Genomic DNA, 17,581 nt, shown 5'->3' with positions numbered 1-17,581 from the left:
AAACTGTGAAACAGTTAAACTTTTAATCGTTATGATCCTTAGCTGTTGTTGAAAGTTGCCCTTTCAATCACGCTTGGCTTTTGTTTAGTTTTCAAGGTACAATCACTGTTTTTTAAGTTATTATCGATTGGCGACAACTCTTTTATTATATCAAACTCGCAATCTAATGTCAACAACTTTTTTGTTGTTCGTCACTTTCATTTTTGCTTCTTTCAAAAGCGGCAAAATTAATAATAACATTGCAGTTCCATACTGTCAATAGCTTTTCGATAAAGTTTTAAAAGACAGCAATAGGTATGTTATCATTTCCTTTATCTTTAGTCAACATCTGACAAGCTGTATCATTTAAAGCGGATAGCACTAAATATACTATCCGCTTGATATCATTTAAATAGAAATAACACCTAATATTAAAGCCGCAATAATCATAACAGCTGCTGAACCGCAAGCCCATTTTAAAAACTTGCGCTGGAGATCGCCAAATTCTTCACCGACCATCCCGACTAATAGATAGGTTGAAGGGACGAGCGGGCTCAATAAGTGAACGGGAAGCCCCAAAAGGGAAGCACGGCCAATATCCACCGGGCTCACCCCATACGATGCTGCTGTCTTAGCGATGATCGGAAGCACGCCAAAATAAAAAGCATCATTTGACATAAAGAAAGTAAACGGCGCGCTTGCAACGGCCGTGATAACAGAGAAATGAGGCCCTAACGCTGCTGGGATATGAGAAATTAATACATTAGCCATTGCATTGACCATTTTTGTCCCCGAAAGGATTCCTGTAAAAATACCTGCTGCAAAGATTAATGAAACAACAGACAATGCATTTCCGGCATAAGATGTTATGCGTTCTTTTTGCTGCTCCAAACTTGGATAGTTAATCATCGCAGCAATGGCAAATCCAATCATAAACAAAACCGGAGCCGGCAATACTTCAGTAATCAACCCAATCAAGAGCGCTGCCGTTAAAATAAAATTAATCCAAATGCATTTTGGACGTTTAACATTTATCGCTTCTATAGCAGCTGCTTGTTGCTCAGCGATGCTTTGATCAACATCAATATCTGCAATGCCTATTCTCTTTCTTTCTTTTTTGCCGAGCACATAAGCAATAAAGAAAACAAAAAGAACGCCGCAGATCATTGACGGTATAACAGGAACAAATAATTCAGACACATTAAGATGCAGCGCTGTCATTGCCCTTGCAGTAGGACCGCCCCATGGCAATAAATTCATAACACCTGATCCGGATACCGCAATGCCTGCTAATATCAATGGTTTCATGCCTATTCTTTTATACAGAGGCAGCATAGCTGATATAGTGATCATATAAGTCGTTGTTCCATCGCCGTCTAAAGACACAAGGACAGCCAAAAGCGCTGTGCCTATCGCTATTTTTACAGGATCCCCTTTTACAACCTTCAATATTTTTGCAATGATGGGATCAAACAAGCCGGCATCAATCATAATGCCAAAGTATAGAATAGCGAACAAAATCATAATGCCTGTCGGCGCAACGTCTTTTAATCCATCCAGCATCATTGAGCCGATGCTTTTGCCAAAGCCGCCGATTAAAGCAAAAATAACAGGTATTACAATTAATGCGATAAGTGCCGAAAGACGCTTTGACATAATTAAGTACATAAATGCAATAATCATTCCGTAACCAAGAACGGCTAACATTATTCTCCCCCCTTAACAACCTTTAGATATTTTCCTAAATGCGAGAAATCGTCATTTCTGATTTAAGTGTATAATAGAAGTTTTGTTTTGTAACCGTTTTCAATTTAAAATATATAAAGATAATTAAAACTATTTTGTTCATTTTGTTCACGAATGCTTCATAGATTCATTTTAGTTATGACGATTGATAAATAATTAGAATTTTATTTATTTTGGTTTTTATATTACTTTAATAATAGATCACTTGCTTATTTAGAAAGGAGACTTACGGTGACTCAATTTAAATTTCTGCCCACCACTTGTGTGTCCGATGCTTTAGGCGGCATGAATCATTTAGATCCGCTCATTAAACCTTTAAAAGAAGAGTATCAAATATGCGGAAGGGCATTTACCGTTCAATTGCCGATAAACGATAACCTTCTTGTGCTGCAAGCGATTAAAGAGGCGCATCCCGGCGACATTTTAGTCATAGATGCCAAAGGCGGACGCCAATTTGCGGCAGCGGGCGACTTTATTTTGGGTATGGCTAAGACATTAGGGATAGCCGGTATCGTCATCGACGGCGTTATCCGGGATATCGTTGGTGTGAAACAATTGGATTTTCCGGTCTTTTGTAAAGGGACAACGGCTGCGGCCAGCCAAAAACATGGAAAAGGTTCGCTTAATGAACCTATTTCATGCGGGGGAACAGCGGTTGAGCCCGGAGATCTGATCATTGGCGATGCAGACGGGGTAGTTGTTGTGCCAAAAAACATCGAACAAGCCGTTTATAAAAAAGCGCTGGATAAAATCAAGAAAGATGAAGCGAGAGAAAATCGCGTATCCGGCAACCCCGAAGAAATCATGCATTATATTAACAACATGCTTTCAAAGGCAAAATAAAAAGCCGCTTGACACCTCTCCCCTTGACATACCATCGGCGCAGGAGTCTCCAATGAACTGGAGCTTTAAATTGGCTCCTGCGCGAATGAAGAAACCCCCGCTTTCTTACAGGCTAAAACGTTCATCTAAGCTTGGCATCAGAATGCCGGTTTCCCGCCCAAAACTGCTGACAGTCCTCAAATGTGCCTGAGTTAACAGAAAAATGACTACGAAGGCTTCACTTTATAATATTTTCGCTCCGGCCGCCCGACGATGCCGTATTCAACTTCTGCTCTGCAATAATCAGCAGAAATTAAATATTCCAGATAGCGCCTTGCTGTTGTCCTCGAGGCGCCCATTCGTCTGCCCACCTGCTCAGCGGACAAGCCGCTATCGCTTTTGTCAAGAATATCAAGAACCTTGCTCAATGTCAGTTCGTCAATCCCTTTAGGGAATTTTGAATCGTTGTTTAACTTTTCCTCATACCGCTTTCCGAATAGGCGATCAACAAACTCCTGATCAATGTCGTCTCGAGATTGAAGAAGTTCCCTTTTTTTAATATAATCTTCAATCATGTTAATAAACCGCTCCATAGAGACAGGTTTTATTAAGTAATTTTCAACGCCGTAACGGATAGCTTTTTCAAGAAAGGATCTATCCGTTGCCGCTGTGATCATAATAATATCAACATCTGGGAAACGGCTTCGTATTGTTATAAGAAGATCTGTCCCCAGCTCATCTGGCATATAGATATCCAGCAGCACAAGGTCGACCTTATTGTCTTGCAAAAGTTTAAGAGCTTGTTCTGCATTTAAAGCTTTGCCCAAGACTTCAACTTCCGGAATTTTTTCTAGAAATTTTTCATGAATATCAGCCACACGAAAGTCATCTTCTACGATAACTGTTTTAACCGCTTTCATTTGTTTGCCCCCCTCTTGAATCTTTAGGAAGGTAAACAATAAATGCAGAGCCTTCCTCTGGTTTGCTTTGCACTTCAACGATACCTTCCAATTCATTAACGGCTTCTTTTACATTAGCTAATCCGAAGCCTCTGGGTTCATGGCCGCTTTTGTCTGAAAACCCCCTATTAAAAAGCAAAGGTATATCTTCTTCATTGATCCCCATACCATTATCGGATATTTCGAAAATAATATCTTGCCCAAGATCCGTTGTAAAAAAATTAACATGAGCATTCCGAACGCTGGCAGCGGCTTCAAAGGCATTATCTATAAGGTTTCCAATGATAATAATTAAGTGCGGCAGTTTAATATGTTCAGGCAATGATTGCAATGAACTATTTGTGTCTATATTAAACTTTATTTTTTTCTCAGAAGCCTTCCCAAGCTTGCCCAAAATGATCGCTTGAACTTTAACATCTTTAATTTGGTCAAATAATATGCGGTTCTGGACATTCAGCGCCGCTGTTTCGTCTCGAATCATATCCATGGCTTTGTCATATTCACCAAGCTGGATTAAACCAGACAGCACATACAATTTATTTGTAAACTCATGCGTTTGCGCCCGCAAATCTTCAGAATACCTTCGAACTTCGGAAAGCGCATTAACCATTTGTTTAATCTCGGTTTTATCACGGAAAGATGCAACGACACCAATGACCTCTTCATTATTTTTATCAAAAATGGGCGTGCGATTAACGATGATGGTCCTATTTTGCAAAATCATTTCTTGATCGGTTTGCGGCTCGCCAGTTTGCAAAACCTCATACAAACGTGTTGCCGGAAAAACGTCTTCAATTTTTTTGTTATGAAAGTCTCCCCTTAAATTGAGAAGGTGTTTTGCCGTCTGATTCATCATTGTGATAACGCCGTTTTTATCAACAGCAATAATCCCTTCCTTCACCGCTTGTAAAATAGCGTTCCTCTCTTTATAAAGAGCGGCGATTTGATAAGGTTCCAGTCCCATAGTCTCTTTTCGGATGTTTCGGGCAAGCAAAATACTTACGAAAACAGCAACGATAAGAACAATTAAGGAAATCAGAGCGACTTTAATGATATTTTTAATCATTTGCTCTTTAATGTCTTGAAAGAGGAAACCTACCGACACAATGCCAATCACTTGATGCTTATCGTTAAGAACAGGAGATTTCCCTCTTAATGAGATTCCCAGCGATCCTTTTGCTTTTGATACATAAGACTTGCCTGACACTAGCGCCCGTTTATTATCGCCCCCGACCATCTTATGGCCTATTCTGTTAGGATCCGGGTGAGAATATCGTATGCCTTGCTTATTTCCGACAACAATAAATTCAGCTCCTGTTTCCTTCCTGATTTTCTCAACAAGCGGCTGAATGATTTTTGCCGGATCATCAGTATGAAAAGCATTGATAATCTCGGGCATTGATGAGATGGTTTTTGACAATTCAAGCGCCAGATGCCCTTTCTGTTCTTTTATTTGCTTTCCTTCTATGTACGTGAAGGAAGCTGTTAATAAAATGATGATCAAAAATACGAGCGATAAGACAAGTCCCATTATTTTGGTTTGCAATGATATTTTAAGCAGTCTTACATCCCCTCCCCGCCTCATTATAGCATTGAAAAAATCATGTATTTGGGTTATAACAAATACTTGGATGCTTTCTTTTGTTTAAATGGTTTTACATAGCTATATTTCTAAGCGTTTTTGAACACCCTCTAAAAAGAGGCACGAAATAGACCATGAACAATATCCAAAGCTAATGAGAGGCTATTTTAATATTTTCTAGAAATGGGGCAATGATATATGGATGCTTATATCATATTAATTGTTATTGTACTCCTTGGCATTCTATCAAAAAACTTAGCTGTATGGGCGGCAGGCGCTGTCTTAATTATCCTTCGCCTGATCCCGTCTGGCCAGCCATTAGAGTGGGTCAATCATTACGGCATGAAAATAGGGATTGCCATTTTAACGATGGGTGTGCTTGCGCCTATTGCGCTTGGAAAAGTTTCTTTGTCGGATCTCTGGCATTCTTTTAAAAGTTTGCATGGGCTGGCGGCGATTGCCGTGGGTATTGCGGTTGCTTGGCTCGGCGGAAGAGGCGCGGGGCTTTTGACCGGATCGCCGACCGTTGTCACCGGCCTGATGATCGGGACGATTATCGGCGTGGCCCTCTTGCGCGGAGTGCCTGTGGGGCCCCTCATTGCCGCGGGCATATTATCATTGTTTGCAGGATGGCTAAAATAAGTCCATATATAAAATCTCCCTTCTCGTTTTAAACGGGAAGGGATTTTTGAGCGATATATATCATTGTCATCAATTATAATCCTCGAAGGCCTTGTTTTATAATTCCCGCCATAACCGAATACCCTTCAGGAGACGGATGGATGCCGTCATCGCTTAACAGGACGCTTAGATCATTGCTCTCTTTAAAAGCTGTTCGAATATCAATGCTTAACACATGATTTGACTTTATTATTTTTTTTAAAGCTCTGTTATACATGCCATGCCAATGTTCAATTCCCCCGCAAGCAGCTATCCAATGTGCGATCGATTTATTGTTCATCCGCGAAATATGTTCATAATAACGTTTTGGATCTAAAGGCAGCAATGTTGACAGAATAGGCACCGCACCCATTTCTTTAATTTGGTCTATCATGACTTTTATATTGTTCAGATAGCGATTCAGCGGAACAATTGGTTCGTGTTCATCGTCCGGTCGTTTCGCAACTTCATCCCAATGAAAATTGCAATCATTGCCTCCAATTTGGATTAGGACGGCATCGGGTTTTTGAGAGAGAACATCTTTGTCCAATCTTTTGACAAGCAAATCCGAATTATCATTAAAAACACCTTTATTTAAGACTTCGTTTTGATCCCCCAGATATTCTTGAAGGATCGACGGATAGGTCTCTTTTATAATCCGCAGCCGGCCGCGGATATAAGATACCCCTCGTGTCACACTATCGCCGAAACATACAATTTTCATGATACCATGCTCCTTACAGCGGGAGTCACCCTTATTCCTTAACAAGTGCCATTTCTAATATTATTATAGCACAGACGCTTGATATCATTTACTGATTTGCTTTATCGCTTTAAAGAAAAATGGTTGTTATTTAATTGAAGAGCAATTTTCTATATAATGGGGATATGTGATTTTCAACACTAAAAACAATATTTAATAATCTTTACTGAGATTATGCAAATGATATGTAAAAAGGAGGCCAAATTTGTGGAAGTTACTTTAAAGCAGAAAAAGCGGGTCAAAGCTAAAAAAGAACTTTTTAGTTTGGGCACCACGCATTTTATCAATGATTTAATGACTACTGGCATCGTGCCGGCCCTTATGCCGCTGTATAAAGAAGCTTTTCATCTTTCTTATACACAAGCAGGTGCGATTTTACTTGTATCATCGCTAACGTCATCGGTTATGCAGCCTTTTTTTGGCCTGTTTACTGACAAAAGTCCAAAGCCGTGGTTTTTGCCTTTAGGGATTTTTATTACCGGATTAGGGCTTGCTCTAAGCGGATTTATGCCGTCTTATTGGCTGCTGCTTGTCATGATCGGCATATCTGGCATCGGTTCCGGCATATTTCATCCTGAAGCTTCGCGCGGCGCTCACCTTGCAGCCGGTCAAGCCAAAGGGACAGCTCAAGCCATCTTTCAAGTCGGCGGAAACTTCGGGCAAGCGGTCGGCCCGCTTATGCTGCCGTTGTTTCTTCTGGCAACAGGCATCAAAGGCCTTGGATGGTTTTTGTTATTCGGCCTTGCCGGCTCACTAATTATTGTTAAAATCCTTCCATGGTATAAGCAAAGCTTAGAAGAGGGCAAAAAACGCAAAAAAGCCGTTGAAGGCAAAACGCATATTTTAGGTTTGGTTGGATTAACCATTGTTGTGACCTTCCGTTCATGGACGCAGATCGGCGTCGCCGGTTTCCTGCCATTTTATTATTTGCATCACAATATACCGCTGAAAATAGGCGATATTTTAACCTTTTTGTTTTTGTTTGCTGGTGCTGTCGGCACATTTTTGGGGGGGAGATACTCGGATCGAATCAGCCATAAGTGGCTTCTTTTCATCTCTATGTTCATTACTATTCCGTTTGCATGGATACTTCCGCATGTCACTGGTGTTCTAGCAATTATTGATCTTCTTCTGTTCGGTTTCTTTGTTTTATCATCCTTTGCCATTACTGTTGTATACGGACAAATGATGCTGCCAAACAACATCGGTTTGGCTTCAGGCCTTATGATCGGCTTAGGTGTCGGCGCCGGCGGGATTGGGTCAACTTTAATGGGATGGATTTCGGATACATATGGCGTTAATGTTGTTTTTGATTTATTTGTGATTTTACCGATCCTTGGCACTATCATTACACTTTTTCTTCCAGGAGAGAAAAAACTTATTGGAAATCATGAACCTCAATCCAGCTAAGATTGAGGTTCTTCTCATTCGTTCCAAAAGGGTATTTTTAAAATATACTGAGTCCATATCTTGCCGACATCATTTCCAATAATTTGATGCCTGCGATGCTGTTGCCTTTATCATCTAATGCCGGTCCGCATATGCCAATTCCCAATTTATTCGGATAAGCGCCGAGTATCCCACCGGAAACGCCGCTCTTAGCAGGAATGCCTACTCTAATGGCGAATTCTCCCGAAGCATTATACATTCCGCATGTGACCATAAAAGTTTTCACGATCCTGGAAATTTGTCTAGGGATAATTTCCCTGTCTGTTTCCGGGTCTTTGCCTTCATTAGCAATGACCAAACCGATTCTCGCCAAATCATTGCAATTAACTTCTATGGCGCATTGTTTTGTGTACAGATCTATCAACTCTTCTACATCCCCCTGAATGATGCCGTGCTCCTTCATAAAGTAGCACAAAGAACGATTTAAATTAGCGGTTTTAAATTCAGATTCGGCAACTTTACTTGAATAAGTAATATGCGACTTTCCGGTCATATCGTGTACAAATGCCAAAAGGCGGCCTAACTTTTCCTCCACAGTGTTGCCGTTTATCATATTGGTCACTGCCAATGCACCGGCGTTAATCATTGGATTTAACGGTTTAGAAGGTATCATCGTCTCCAGTTTGGCAATGGAATTAAACGGATCACCCGTCGGTTCCATACCGACCCTTTCGAATACATAGTCTTCGCCATTATCCATAATCGCCAATGCCAACGTCAGTACTTTCGATATACTTTGCAATGTGAATGTTTTTTCCGTATCTCCCGCGGCAAGGCATCTGCCGTCTGTATAGTGAACAGCAATTGACAAGTCGTTTGGATCAGCTTGTCCCAACGCCGGAATATAGTCGGCAACCTTGCCTTCTTTTGCATAGGCTCTTGCTCTTTCCACGAGTTGATCTAATTCTTCGCTTGTTTCGCATTGCGTTATCATCTGTCATCACCTTTACATTTTATCCTGGATTAGCATTAAAATCATACTATAGTTGTAGATAAAATACATCCTTTGATGTAATAAAATTTATACTGATTAAGCAGGCATTTAAACTTTTGAATTGATATAATGTGGTGTGATAAGTTAATAATAAGGATGATACCGATGAAAATATGTCTAATCAACGGAAATGCACAAGATAAATCCACTACTCGTAGTTTGGTTAAGACCGTGCAATTTATGTTAGAAAAGCAGCAAATAGAAACGCTTTTTTTTGATGTCGGTATACATGAATTGCCGATATTCAAAGAAGGCAACAATGAACATGCCGGGGTAAAAAAATTAAGGAGCTGTGCAAGTCTTGCGGATGGTTTTTTTATTTGCACACCCGATTATCACAATGGCATGAGCGGCGCGCTTAAAAATGCCTTAGATTACCTTGGAAAACCTTATTTCAAGGGAAAGCCCGCTGCCATTGCCGCTACGGCCGGCGGCGGGAAAGGCGGAATTAACGCGCTCAATAATTTGCGAATTGTCTTAAGAGGCATGCATGCGTTCACATTACCGGAACAAATGGTCATTGATAATCAATATTTCGACAATGAACTGAAATTAACCGATGAAAAAATCATCAGACAGCTGGATGATCTGATTGAACAGTTCATTCATACGGCCAAACGGTTCCTCTAATTCATTGCTCTAAAGTTACAAAACTTGGCTTATCGCCAAGTTTTTCTCTTCAGAAATCGAGGTGACAAGCTTTGAATCCAATTATTGAATTTTGCATGAGCAATTTAGCCAGCGGTTCTTGGGATGCATTTGAGGAATTAGAGAAAGATCCTAACCTTGATGTTATTGAATATGACTGCCTGAATTTTTGCGATTACTGCTTAGAAGGCCCTTATGCGCTGGTTAATGGTGAATACGTTTCTGGAAAGACGCCGGAAGAACTTGTTAAAAACATTTATACATTTTTAAAAGAAAATCCAATGTATTGAAGCATTTTAATTGACATTTAGGCTTACAAAATGTAAGTTAATAATGATTTAAACATAAAAAATAAGCTAGGAGTGCAAAGAAATGACTAAAGTACTTTATATAACAGCAAATCCAAAACCCATCGAGACATCTTTCGGTTTGCAGGTAGGTGAACATTTTATAGAAAATCTTCATCGCAAGCATCCTGATGTTGAAATTGAAAGAGTTAATCTCTATGAGGATTCAATTCCTCTCATTGATGGGGTTGTGTTATCTGCTTGGGAAAAAGCGGCAAGCGGCCTTCCGTTTAATGAAAATGAACAAGCAGCTGTCAACCGTATGGAAGAAATCCTTGAGCAATTTATTTCGGCTGACGCTTATGTGTTCGTGACGCCTATGTGGAATCTCAGCTTCCCGCCTATGCTGAAGGCTTATATCGATAACATTGTTATAGCAAGAAGAACATTCGAATACACACCTGAAGGTCCAAAAGGTTTAATGACAAACAAAAAAGTGCTGCACATTCAATCTCGCGGCGGCATCTATTCTGAAGGTCCTGCAGTTGAAATGGAATTCACCAATAAATACTTACAAACCGTTTTGGCGTTTATCGGCATCACTGATTTTGAGCATCTGTTTGTTGAAGGCATGAATGCTTTTCCTGATAAAGCGGAAGCTATCTTGGATGAAGCAAAGATTAAAGCGGAAAAAGCTGCAGACTCTTTTATTAAACATACCTAAACTAAATGGAGGATAAGTCATGTCATTAACTGTAACTCCCGAAGCCGTTTCCTGGTTTAAAGAAGAATGGGATTTTAATGAAGGAGATCAAATCAAACTGTTTGTAAGATACGGCGGTGACAGTACAATTCATGCCGCATTCTCTATGGGCATTGCCAAAGAAGAGCCAAAAGAAATAGGTATTTCCACAACTGTCGACGGCATCACTTTTTATATAGAAAAAGATGAACTCTGGTACCTCGATAGCCGACATCTTACTGTCGATTATAATCAGGAAAAGGACGACATTGACTTTAAAATTTCCGATTAATGAAAGCCCGCCGACTGCATCATAAACTTTGCAGCAAAAACAAGAAGAGACGCCGCCTCTTCTTGTTTTTTATATCTTATTAGGGTTAAAAGATGATTTTTCGATAGCATAGACCAATGCAGTATGCCCGTTAAACGTTACGGTTTTTGCGTAGGTCATGCCTGTCTTTCTGGCAACAAAAATCGAGGCGGGATGATTCGGATTAATGATCGAAATGAGGCGGTGCAATCCCAATTGATGAAAAGCATAGTCTCTGAATGCTTTAGCCGATTCAAGAGCAAACCCCTTCCCCCAGTAATCGCGCGCCAGCCAGTATCCTAACTCGACTTCTTGCCTATCCTCGACCTCCTGAACAACAAGCCCAGTATGGCCGATAATTTCACCGCTTTCTTTAAGAACTGCCGCAAACAGTCCCAGCCCGTCATGATAACTTGGCAAAATCCAGCTTTTTAAGCTTTGGGCCGCCTCTTGACGCGTTTTCGTTTCGCCGTTATTAATATAACGAACGACTTCCGGGTCAGCCCACAACGCTCCGTAAGCCTCTAGATCATCCATTGTATATTCTCTAAATAATAGCCTTCTCGTTTCAATCATCCTCTTCCCCTCTTTCTTAAACCTGTCTGAGTTTTACATTTTTTTCATTATAACAATGTTTTTATCTGCCAGTCATGATTTGGATGAAAAATCATATTAAATATTTTGAGTGTTTATGCGAATCAATGGACGTCTACTTCCAAAAGGTTTACAATTCATGCTAAATGGTTTTTTATATCATTTATTACATAAAAGAAAGGTCGGGAAGAGGATGAAACTGATCGTTTGTGATCTTGACGGCACCCTTTTAACTCATGATCTTAAAATTGCAGAAACAGACAGAGAAGCGCTGCAAAAAGCAAATGAATCGGGTATTGAAATAGCCATTGCTTCAGGAAGAATGTATCCCGATATCAGTCGAATAATGAGTCAATTAGACATAAAAGGCTGCAGCGTCGGCCAAAATGGGGCAAGCGTTTATTCCAAAACCGGGGAACTCATTGCCGAAAAAACTTTTGATCCCGAGCTGTTTTATGATCTTTATCATGCCGGCAGAAAATTAAATTCTGCCCTTACAACACTTATTTGTACTCATAACCAAATAATTATTGAAAAGCATTCAGATGAATCTTTAATTTTGGCTAAAAAGTTTCTTTCGCCTATTTTGGAAGATCATAATATTATTTCTAAAATCGGCGCCAAAGTCCATCCCAGCAAATTGACTTTTCTCGGTTCGACCGAAGCTGTGCTTGATGTCAAAGTATTATTGGAAAGCCTTTATGGCGATCATATCGAAGTCACCTTATCAGAATCCGGATGCATAGATGTGATGCCTAAAGGTATTACCAAAGGCGCCGGTCTCAGTAAACTGATGAACAGATTAAACATCCCTGTACAGGAAATGGCTTGCATTGGCGATTCATACAATGACTTATCTATGTTTGACTTAACGCCGTATAGCTTCGTCATGAATCAAAGCCCTGATGATGTAAAGGCGCGGGCAAACTATCAAGTGTCAAGCGTAGCTGATGCTGTTCATCGGCTTCTTGATGAAACGTTTCCTGTCAAATAGACCGTTTTATTAAAAACAGCTGTCCAACTCTAAATGAAGCAAGTGAAGAAAAATAGTCTTTTTCTCCACTTGCTTTTTTGCATTACTGCTGAACGTTGCCCTTCATATTTTTATTCTCAAAAAGGTTCAATGTCCCCCAACAGCCTTAAAGCTATTTTCCGAAAAGCGCTTTAAGATTCATTTTTATTTTTATAAATTCTTCCATCTCTGGGCATCATAAAAACTCATATAAGATCTTTTTTAAAGGGGAGGTGCTCCAGATTGATATATATCTACAATTGTTTCGGAGGCACACACTCATCTGCTTTGGCGGCTGCATACCATCTTAATAAATTGCCTTTAGATCATCAACCAACAAAAGAAGACATTCTCCGCGTGGACATTTTTAATAAATTAACTTATAAAGATAGAGGAAAGTTTTACTTGCACGGCGTTGATGAAGACAATAATAAAGTCTACACACTTGGAAGAGGCAACTCAAAAGCGTTAGTTCCTGCACTTCGCCATTTGGCTCTTATCCTTCAAGAAAAACAGGCTGTCAAAGAGCCGATTGTTATATCCAATACCTCTCCTACTGTTCCGTTAGCCATGACCTTTGGCGGCTTTTTCTCAAGAGGTTTGAAGCTTCATTTCATTGGCGTTCCTCTGCTTGTTATGGGCGCAAAAAAAGCCCATCAGAATATTATTAATCTTGTTAACCATACGAAAGAGTACGGACGGACATTAAAATCCGAAATTGAAATTTTGGATAATAAAGCTTTTAAAAGTCATTCTGCGATTGACAAGGCTTAATAAAGCAAAAAACTTGGCACAAGCCAAGTTTTTTATAAAATGGGCGATAACAGGCGCGAGATGGATTCTTTGAATTTGACGCGTCTGGGACGCTGCTTATATATTTCAGGCGTTAATTCCCAGCATTTCTTTAAATCTTGTTCAAACGTTTTTTTCAGCTCCAAAGAAACTTGAGAATCATAAATAAATGCGGTCGTTTCAAAATTCAATTTTAAACTTCGGATATCAATATTCGCCGTTCCAACCGAGGCAATTTTCCCGTCAACGACAATGGTTTTTGCATGAATGAAGCCTTCGTTGTAAATATAGCATTTCACCCCGGCATCAAGCAGTTCGCCAATATGAGATAAAGATGCCCAATAGACAAAGATATGATCCGGCTTATTAGGGATCATGATTCGGACATCGACCCCTGAAAGCGCCGCGATTAAAAGGGCATTCATAACACTGTCGCTCGGGATGAAATAAGGCGTTTGGATATATACGCTCTCTTTTGCCAAATGAATCATGCTGATAAAGCCATTTTTTATTTGCTGCCACTTCGAATCAGGGCCGCTTGAGACGATTTGCATTCCCGCTTTCCCTTTCGGCTCTAAGATATTCGGAAAATATTTCTCGTCAAATTGAAGCAAATGCTGGTGCGATGCATTATTCCAATCAAGGAAAAAGCGGCTTTGCAGCAAATGGACAGCACTTCCGCATATTTTCAAATGGGTATCGCGCCAGTAGCCAAATTTCTTCCTTAACCCTAAATACTCCTCACCTACATTAAAACCGCCCAAAAATCCGCATATACCGTCAATCACAACAATCTTACGGTGATTGCGGTTGTTTAATTTAAAATTAAGGTAAGGGATTTTCGATGGAAAAAAAGCGGCCACTTCGCCGCCCGCAGCTCTTAAATCCTTAAAAAAGCGCCTCGGGACTCTTGTCCCCCAGTCATCGCACAGAACCCTGACTTTAACGCCCTCGTTCGCTTTTTTTGTTAAGATGTTCACCAGCTTTTTCCCGAGGTCATCATTTCTAATAATGTAATACTGCAAATGAATGTGCTCGCGGGCTTGTTCCAGACTTTCAAACAAAGCTTCGAACTTTTTACGTCCATCCGTAAAGATTTCAATATGATTATCTTGTGTGAAAGTAGAATGCCCTTTGTTAAGATTCATGTAGATCATTTCTTCATAATCTACCATGACAGGGTCATTATAGTGAACCAATTCATGCCTCAGTTCATTTTCTTGTTTCTGGATAGTCTCTTGTATTTCATCAATTTCCTTTGAAGATAAATGAAATATTTTCTTCTTGCTCAAATTCCGGCCAAATATGAGATAAATAATAAAGCCAGCAATCGGAATAAAAACTAAAACCATCAGCCACGACCAAGTGGAAGCAATGTTGCGTCTTTCAAGAAAAATAATCGCAGCGGCAAGAGATATGTTTAAAATTAAAATAAGAGTAAATAAAATGCTGATAACTAGACTCATCAAGTTCCTTCCTTTATTAGACCTTATTCTTCTATATCTTTAGCAAATTTTTATTCTTATACAGAATACCATAATTGATGGTTTAGTGTTTACAACAAATGATGATTTTATCAAATAAGAAGACGTCAGCCAGCTCTTTCATTCCATGATAAAAGGCATTTTAAAGCTTTCTTATTAATCATACTCATGTGGTAAAATAAAATAAAGCATTTATTCCAACTTTAAGGAGATCCATATGAAGATAAGTAAAAAGCTTCCTCATATGTATTGGTCATACACGCGCGGACAATGGATGGAACGAACGTCCCCATTCACTTTAAAGCCGGTTCGCCCTATTAAGCTCATTAGTGATAAGGAATTAAAAGACATATACTTGCCGCTTGCAGTCTTCATTAAGGAGCGTTATCAACTATCGCTTCGCCGCCGTCAGCATATTGCTTCGATGCTGGAGGAATCTCCGGCTCCAACACCATTTATTATCGGCATTTCAGGAAGCGTTGCGGCCGGAAAGAGCACAATAGCTGTTATCTTCAAAGAACTTCTCGCCCAATTGCTTGATCAGCCGGCCATTGATATCATTCCGACGGATAACTTTTTATTTTCTAATGAAATTTTAGAGAAAAAAGGACTCTTGGAGCAAAAAGGTTTTCCGGAAAGCTATGATACAGAGTCATTCATACATTTTCTTCAATCCATAAAATTCGGTCAAGGCGAACAACTTATTCCCGTTTATTCTCACGCTAGTTACGATATCATACCCAATAAATATCAAACGGTCCGTCCTTCAGACATTTTTATTGTCGAAGGCATCAACACCCTTCAAAGGGTTAAAATAAATGAGTCCGGATTGGCCGTTCCTGATTTTCTGGACTATGCGATATACATAGATGCGCCTGAAGACTATATTATAGAATGGTTCCTTCAACGGATTGAGTCTATATTTTTGGACAATCAACATATACCGTCTTCCTATTTTCATCAATTTGCCGGTTTATCGGTACAAGGAGTTCGCCAGCTGGCCAAACAAGTTTGGGAACAAACCAATGGGCCTAATCTGCGTCAGTTTATTTCCCCTGCCAAATATCGTGCGGATTTAATTTTAGAGAAAGACCGCAATCACCAAATAAAGCACATTAGTTTGAAAAAGATTTAAAGCCGCCCTTCGCAGCTGAGCGGCTTTTTCCCTTTTACAGTTTCACCTCAAGAATATCGGCGGCTTTTAACGTTAAGCTTTGCATTGAGCCGCCGGCAATCCGCAATTTTTTATTGATGTCATCGAAACCATCAATATAGCCGGCTGCCTCATGGAGAGCTCCGTTTTGAAAATAAACCACTCGTACGGGCAAACGGTTGTTTTTAGCATAGCAAATGGATTGATTTAATGCTTCAAGCTGCTGTTCATCTAATATCGGCTTAGCGATTTTTTGCTGATTTCTTCTTCGTTTTAATAAAGCTTGTTTATGTTCGGGGAGAAACATTCTCGACCCCTCCCAAAGCTTATTTCCCCGCTTAAGTTCATTCATTTATAATGCCCCCCTATCTTCTTCGCCCGATCCGCTGCCTGGCCGGCTTCGGTCAGAGAGATTGCCCTTATGATCGCATCCGGGCCGTAACGCTGCTTAATTCGGTCCATTGTATAGCCTATTTCCCTCCGCAATTCATAGTCATCAAAAAAACTGATTTGCCGTACCTTATCGCTGCATAAATGAGAAAGGTTGACCGTTATTCTGCGAACCGGCTGCCCATCCCAAAATTTTAAAAATAATTTTTTTGCTTCATGAAAAACATCCATTGTATGATTCGTAGGATTTACAAGGGTCGTTTGCCTATAAAAACCTGCGGGTGAATCGTTGTTTGCCCCTTGGCATCCCGTCGAAACAGTGTATCCCATCACACCGGATGTCCGGGCCCTAGAGCATACCTCTTCACTAAGCTCTAAAAGAATAACCTTAATTTCTTTTTCGAAATTTTGATAATCGCGGGGGAGTGTCATGGCATGGCCGATAGCTTTCTGACCTTCATGGGATGAAACCGAAACCGGCGAATGATCAATGCCGTTCGCTGTTTCCCAAAGGACTTGGCCGTTGATCCCCCACTTTTTCTTCAAGATGTCTAACGGATAGTTTGCCAGCCGGCCAATCGTTGAAATCCCCAGCCGGCGCAGATGCCTTTCCATACGGCTGCCGACACCGAACATGGCGCCAACAGGCAAAGGCCACATGCATTGCTTGATATTATTTTGGTTCAGCTGAAATATGCCGGTATCGTTCTTTTTTGAAAAATGATCGCAGGCGATTTTGGCCAAAACCTTGTTTGGCCCTATTCCGCACCGGGCATTTACGCCTGTTCTATCTTTAATGGCAGCCTTGACCTTTTGAGCGATTTCAGAAGGCATCCCAAAAAGGCGCTGACTCCCCGTAACATCCATAAATTGTTCGTCAATTGAGTAAGGTTCAACCATGTCCGTAAATTCTTCCAGTATATCTGTAATTTCCATTGCAACATCAAGATAGCGCTGCATGCGCGGGCGGACAACTACAGCCTCCGGACAGAGCTGCTGCGCTTCCCAAAGCCTATAAGCATTCTTCACACCGCGTTTTTTAGCAAGAGGACAAGCAGCCAAGACAACCCCCGACCTTCTTTCAGGATCACCTGAAACAATCACTGGATGATTTTTTAATTCAGGGTGATCAGCTTTTTCAACACTAGCATAGAAAGATTCCATATCAACGAGAAGAATAGCCTTCTCTGCCATGTTGTCCTCACCTCACCAAAA

Annotated in this window: 19 protein-coding genes; 10 read left to right on the top strand and 9 right to left on the bottom strand. The window is 40.4% G+C overall.

The window, feature by feature from the left end; translation table 11 throughout:
• Window positions 1-387 precede the first annotated feature (387 nt).
• A complete protein-coding gene (locus JOD45_RS11655) occupies window positions 388-1,686 on the bottom strand; it encodes a CitMHS family transporter (protein WP_205004066.1) in 1,299 nt (432 codons plus the stop codon).
• A gap of 270 nt (window positions 1,687-1,956) precedes the next feature.
• On the opposite strand from JOD45_RS11655, the gene JOD45_RS11650 reads away from it, so the two are divergent.
• The gene (locus JOD45_RS11650) at window positions 1,957-2,568 is read left to right on the top strand and encodes an RraA family protein (protein WP_338056091.1); all 612 of its coding nucleotides are present in this window, start codon (window positions 1,957-1,959) and stop codon (window positions 2,566-2,568) included.
• Window positions 2,569-2,774: 206 nt separating this feature from the next.
• Here the strand turns inward: JOD45_RS11650 and JOD45_RS11645 are convergent, their stop codons facing one another.
• Together JOD45_RS11645 and JOD45_RS11640 are read right to left on the bottom strand one after the other, a co-directional pair.
• Entirely contained in the window at window positions 2,775-3,467 is a 693-nt protein-coding gene (locus JOD45_RS11645; RefSeq protein WP_205004065.1) for a response regulator transcription factor, read from the bottom strand.
• Window positions 3,454-5,091 (bottom strand): ATP-binding protein, encoded by a 1,638-nt coding sequence (locus JOD45_RS11640; protein ID WP_205004064.1) that lies wholly within the window; start codon window positions 5,089-5,091, stop codon window positions 3,454-3,456. Before JOD45_RS11640 ends, JOD45_RS11645 begins: the two co-directional genes overlap by 14 nt.
• Before the next feature lie 195 nt (window positions 5,092-5,286).
• On the opposite strand from JOD45_RS11640, the gene JOD45_RS11635 reads away from it, so the two are divergent.
• Entirely contained in the window at window positions 5,287-5,730 is a 444-nt protein-coding gene (locus tag JOD45_RS11635) for a DUF441 domain-containing protein (RefSeq protein ID WP_205004063.1), read from the top strand.
• A 73-nt stretch (window positions 5,731-5,803) separates the two neighbouring features.
• Here JOD45_RS11635 and JOD45_RS11630 read toward each other — a convergent pair whose 3' ends face one another.
• A complete protein-coding gene (locus JOD45_RS11630) occupies window positions 5,804-6,472 on the bottom strand; it encodes an SGNH/GDSL hydrolase family protein (RefSeq protein WP_205004062.1) in 669 nt (222 codons plus the stop codon).
• 246 nt (window positions 6,473-6,718) lie between these two features.
• On the opposite strand from JOD45_RS11630, the gene JOD45_RS11625 reads away from it, so the two are divergent.
• Entirely contained in the window at window positions 6,719-7,921 is a 1,203-nt protein-coding gene (locus JOD45_RS11625; RefSeq protein WP_338056090.1) for an MFS transporter, read from the top strand.
• A gap of 37 nt (window positions 7,922-7,958) precedes the next feature.
• Here the strand turns inward: JOD45_RS11625 and glsA are convergent, their stop codons facing one another.
• Entirely contained in the window at window positions 7,959-8,894 is a 936-nt protein-coding gene (gene glsA / locus JOD45_RS11620) for a glutaminase A (protein ID WP_205004060.1), read from the bottom strand.
• A gap of 129 nt (window positions 8,895-9,023) precedes the next feature.
• On the opposite strand from glsA, the gene JOD45_RS11615 reads away from it, so the two are divergent.
• The 4 genes from JOD45_RS11615 (at window position 9,024) to JOD45_RS11600 (ending at window position 10,923) form a co-directional block, all read left to right on the top strand.
• Entirely contained in the window at window positions 9,024-9,584 is a 561-nt protein-coding gene (locus JOD45_RS11615) for an NADPH-dependent FMN reductase (RefSeq protein ID WP_338056089.1), read from the top strand.
• Between the two features lie 71 nt (window positions 9,585-9,655).
• Window positions 9,656-9,892 (top strand): YuzB family protein, encoded by a 237-nt coding sequence (locus JOD45_RS11610; protein WP_205004058.1) that lies wholly within the window; start codon window positions 9,656-9,658, stop codon window positions 9,890-9,892.
• Window positions 9,893-9,974: 82 nt separating this feature from the next.
• Window positions 9,975-10,613, top strand: a complete 639-nt coding sequence (locus JOD45_RS11605) for an FMN-dependent NADH-azoreductase (protein ID WP_205004057.1) — start codon at window positions 9,975-9,977, stop codon at window positions 10,611-10,613.
• A 19-nt stretch (window positions 10,614-10,632) separates the two neighbouring features.
• Window positions 10,633-10,923, top strand: a complete 291-nt coding sequence (locus JOD45_RS11600) for a HesB/YadR/YfhF family protein (protein ID WP_205004056.1) — start codon at window positions 10,633-10,635, stop codon at window positions 10,921-10,923.
• A 69-nt stretch (window positions 10,924-10,992) separates the two neighbouring features.
• Here the strand turns inward: JOD45_RS11600 and JOD45_RS11595 are convergent, their stop codons facing one another.
• A complete protein-coding gene (locus JOD45_RS11595) occupies window positions 10,993-11,517 on the bottom strand; it encodes a GNAT family N-acetyltransferase (protein WP_205004055.1) in 525 nt (174 codons plus the stop codon).
• A gap of 211 nt (window positions 11,518-11,728) precedes the next feature.
• Here JOD45_RS11595 and JOD45_RS11590 point away from each other — a divergent pair, with 211 nt between their 5' ends.
• Together JOD45_RS11590 and JOD45_RS11585 are read left to right on the top strand one after the other, a co-directional pair.
• Window positions 11,729-12,529 (top strand): Cof-type HAD-IIB family hydrolase, encoded by an 801-nt coding sequence (locus JOD45_RS11590; RefSeq protein ID WP_205004054.1) that lies wholly within the window; start codon window positions 11,729-11,731, stop codon window positions 12,527-12,529.
• A 261-nt stretch (window positions 12,530-12,790) separates the two neighbouring features.
• Window positions 12,791-13,321, top strand: coding sequence for a DUF3189 family protein (locus tag JOD45_RS11585; protein ID WP_205004053.1), 531 nt, complete (start codon window positions 12,791-12,793; stop codon window positions 13,319-13,321).
• 32 nt (window positions 13,322-13,353) lie between these two features.
• On the opposite strand, the gene cls is transcribed toward JOD45_RS11585, so the two are convergent.
• Entirely contained in the window at window positions 13,354-14,805 is a 1,452-nt protein-coding gene (cls, locus tag JOD45_RS11580; RefSeq protein ID WP_205004052.1) for a cardiolipin synthase, read from the bottom strand.
• A gap of 235 nt (window positions 14,806-15,040) precedes the next feature.
• Between cls and coaA the strand changes: the two genes are divergently transcribed.
• Entirely contained in the window at window positions 15,041-15,958 is a 918-nt protein-coding gene (coaA, locus tag JOD45_RS11575; RefSeq protein ID WP_205004051.1) for a type I pantothenate kinase, read from the top strand.
• Window positions 15,959-15,992: 34 nt separating this feature from the next.
• Here coaA and JOD45_RS11570 read toward each other — a convergent pair whose 3' ends face one another.
• Together JOD45_RS11570 and JOD45_RS11565 are read right to left on the bottom strand one after the other, a co-directional pair.
• Window positions 15,993-16,328 (bottom strand): YolD-like family protein, encoded by a 336-nt coding sequence (locus tag JOD45_RS11570; protein ID WP_205004050.1) that lies wholly within the window; start codon window positions 16,326-16,328, stop codon window positions 15,993-15,995.
• Window positions 16,325-17,560, bottom strand: coding sequence for a DNA polymerase IV (locus tag JOD45_RS11565; protein ID WP_205004049.1), 1,236 nt, complete (start codon window positions 17,558-17,560; stop codon window positions 16,325-16,327). Before JOD45_RS11565 ends, JOD45_RS11570 begins: the two co-directional genes overlap by 4 nt.
• Window positions 17,561-17,581 lie beyond the last annotated feature (21 nt).

Origin of the sequence: Scopulibacillus daqui, from assembly GCF_016908855.1 — a bacterium.
Lineage (GTDB): Bacteria > Bacillota > Bacilli > Bacillales > Sporolactobacillaceae > Scopulibacillus_A > Scopulibacillus_A daqui.
This window is presented reverse-complemented; position numbering and strand designations above follow the sequence as displayed.

Excerpts from the sequence above, each read along its gene's own strand:
- JOD45_RS11655 (WP_205004066.1), bottom strand. The coding sequence starts at position 1,686 with ATGTTAGCCGTTCTTGGTTACGGAATGATTATTGCATTTATGTACTTA.
- JOD45_RS11645 (WP_205004065.1), bottom strand. The coding sequence starts at position 3,467 with ATGAAAGCGGTTAAAACAGTTATCGTAGAAGATGACTTTCGTGTGGCT.
- JOD45_RS11640 (WP_205004064.1), bottom strand. The coding sequence starts at position 5,091 with ATGAGGCGGGGAGGGGATGTAAGACTGCTTAAAATATCATTGCAAACC.
- JOD45_RS11635 (WP_205004063.1), top strand. The coding sequence starts at position 5,287 with ATGGATGCTTATATCATATTAATTGTTATTGTACTCCTTGGCATTCTA.
- JOD45_RS11630 (WP_205004062.1), bottom strand. The coding sequence starts at position 6,472 with ATGAAAATTGTATGTTTCGGCGATAGTGTGACACGAGGGGTATCTTAT.
- glsA (WP_205004060.1), bottom strand. The coding sequence starts at position 8,894 with ATGATAACGCAATGCGAAACAAGCGAAGAATTAGATCAACTCGTGGAA.
- JOD45_RS11615 (WP_338056089.1), top strand. The coding sequence starts at position 9,024 with ATGTGGTGTGATAAGTTAATAATAAGGATGATACCGATGAAAATATGT.
- JOD45_RS11605 (WP_205004057.1), top strand. The coding sequence starts at position 9,975 with ATGACTAAAGTACTTTATATAACAGCAAATCCAAAACCCATCGAGACA.
- JOD45_RS11600 (WP_205004056.1), top strand. The coding sequence starts at position 10,633 with ATGTCATTAACTGTAACTCCCGAAGCCGTTTCCTGGTTTAAAGAAGAA.
- JOD45_RS11595 (WP_205004055.1), bottom strand. The coding sequence starts at position 11,517 with ATGATTGAAACGAGAAGGCTATTATTTAGAGAATATACAATGGATGAT.
- JOD45_RS11590 (WP_205004054.1), top strand. The coding sequence starts at position 11,729 with ATGAAACTGATCGTTTGTGATCTTGACGGCACCCTTTTAACTCATGAT.
- cls (WP_205004052.1), bottom strand. The coding sequence starts at position 14,805 with ATGAGTCTAGTTATCAGCATTTTATTTACTCTTATTTTAATTTTAAAC.
- coaA (WP_205004051.1), top strand. The coding sequence starts at position 15,041 with ATGAAGATAAGTAAAAAGCTTCCTCATATGTATTGGTCATACACGCGC.
- JOD45_RS11570 (WP_205004050.1), bottom strand. The coding sequence starts at position 16,328 with ATGAATGAACTTAAGCGGGGAAATAAGCTTTGGGAGGGGTCGAGAATG.
- JOD45_RS11565 (WP_205004049.1), bottom strand. The coding sequence starts at position 17,560 with ATGGCAGAGAAGGCTATTCTTCTCGTTGATATGGAATCTTTCTATGCT.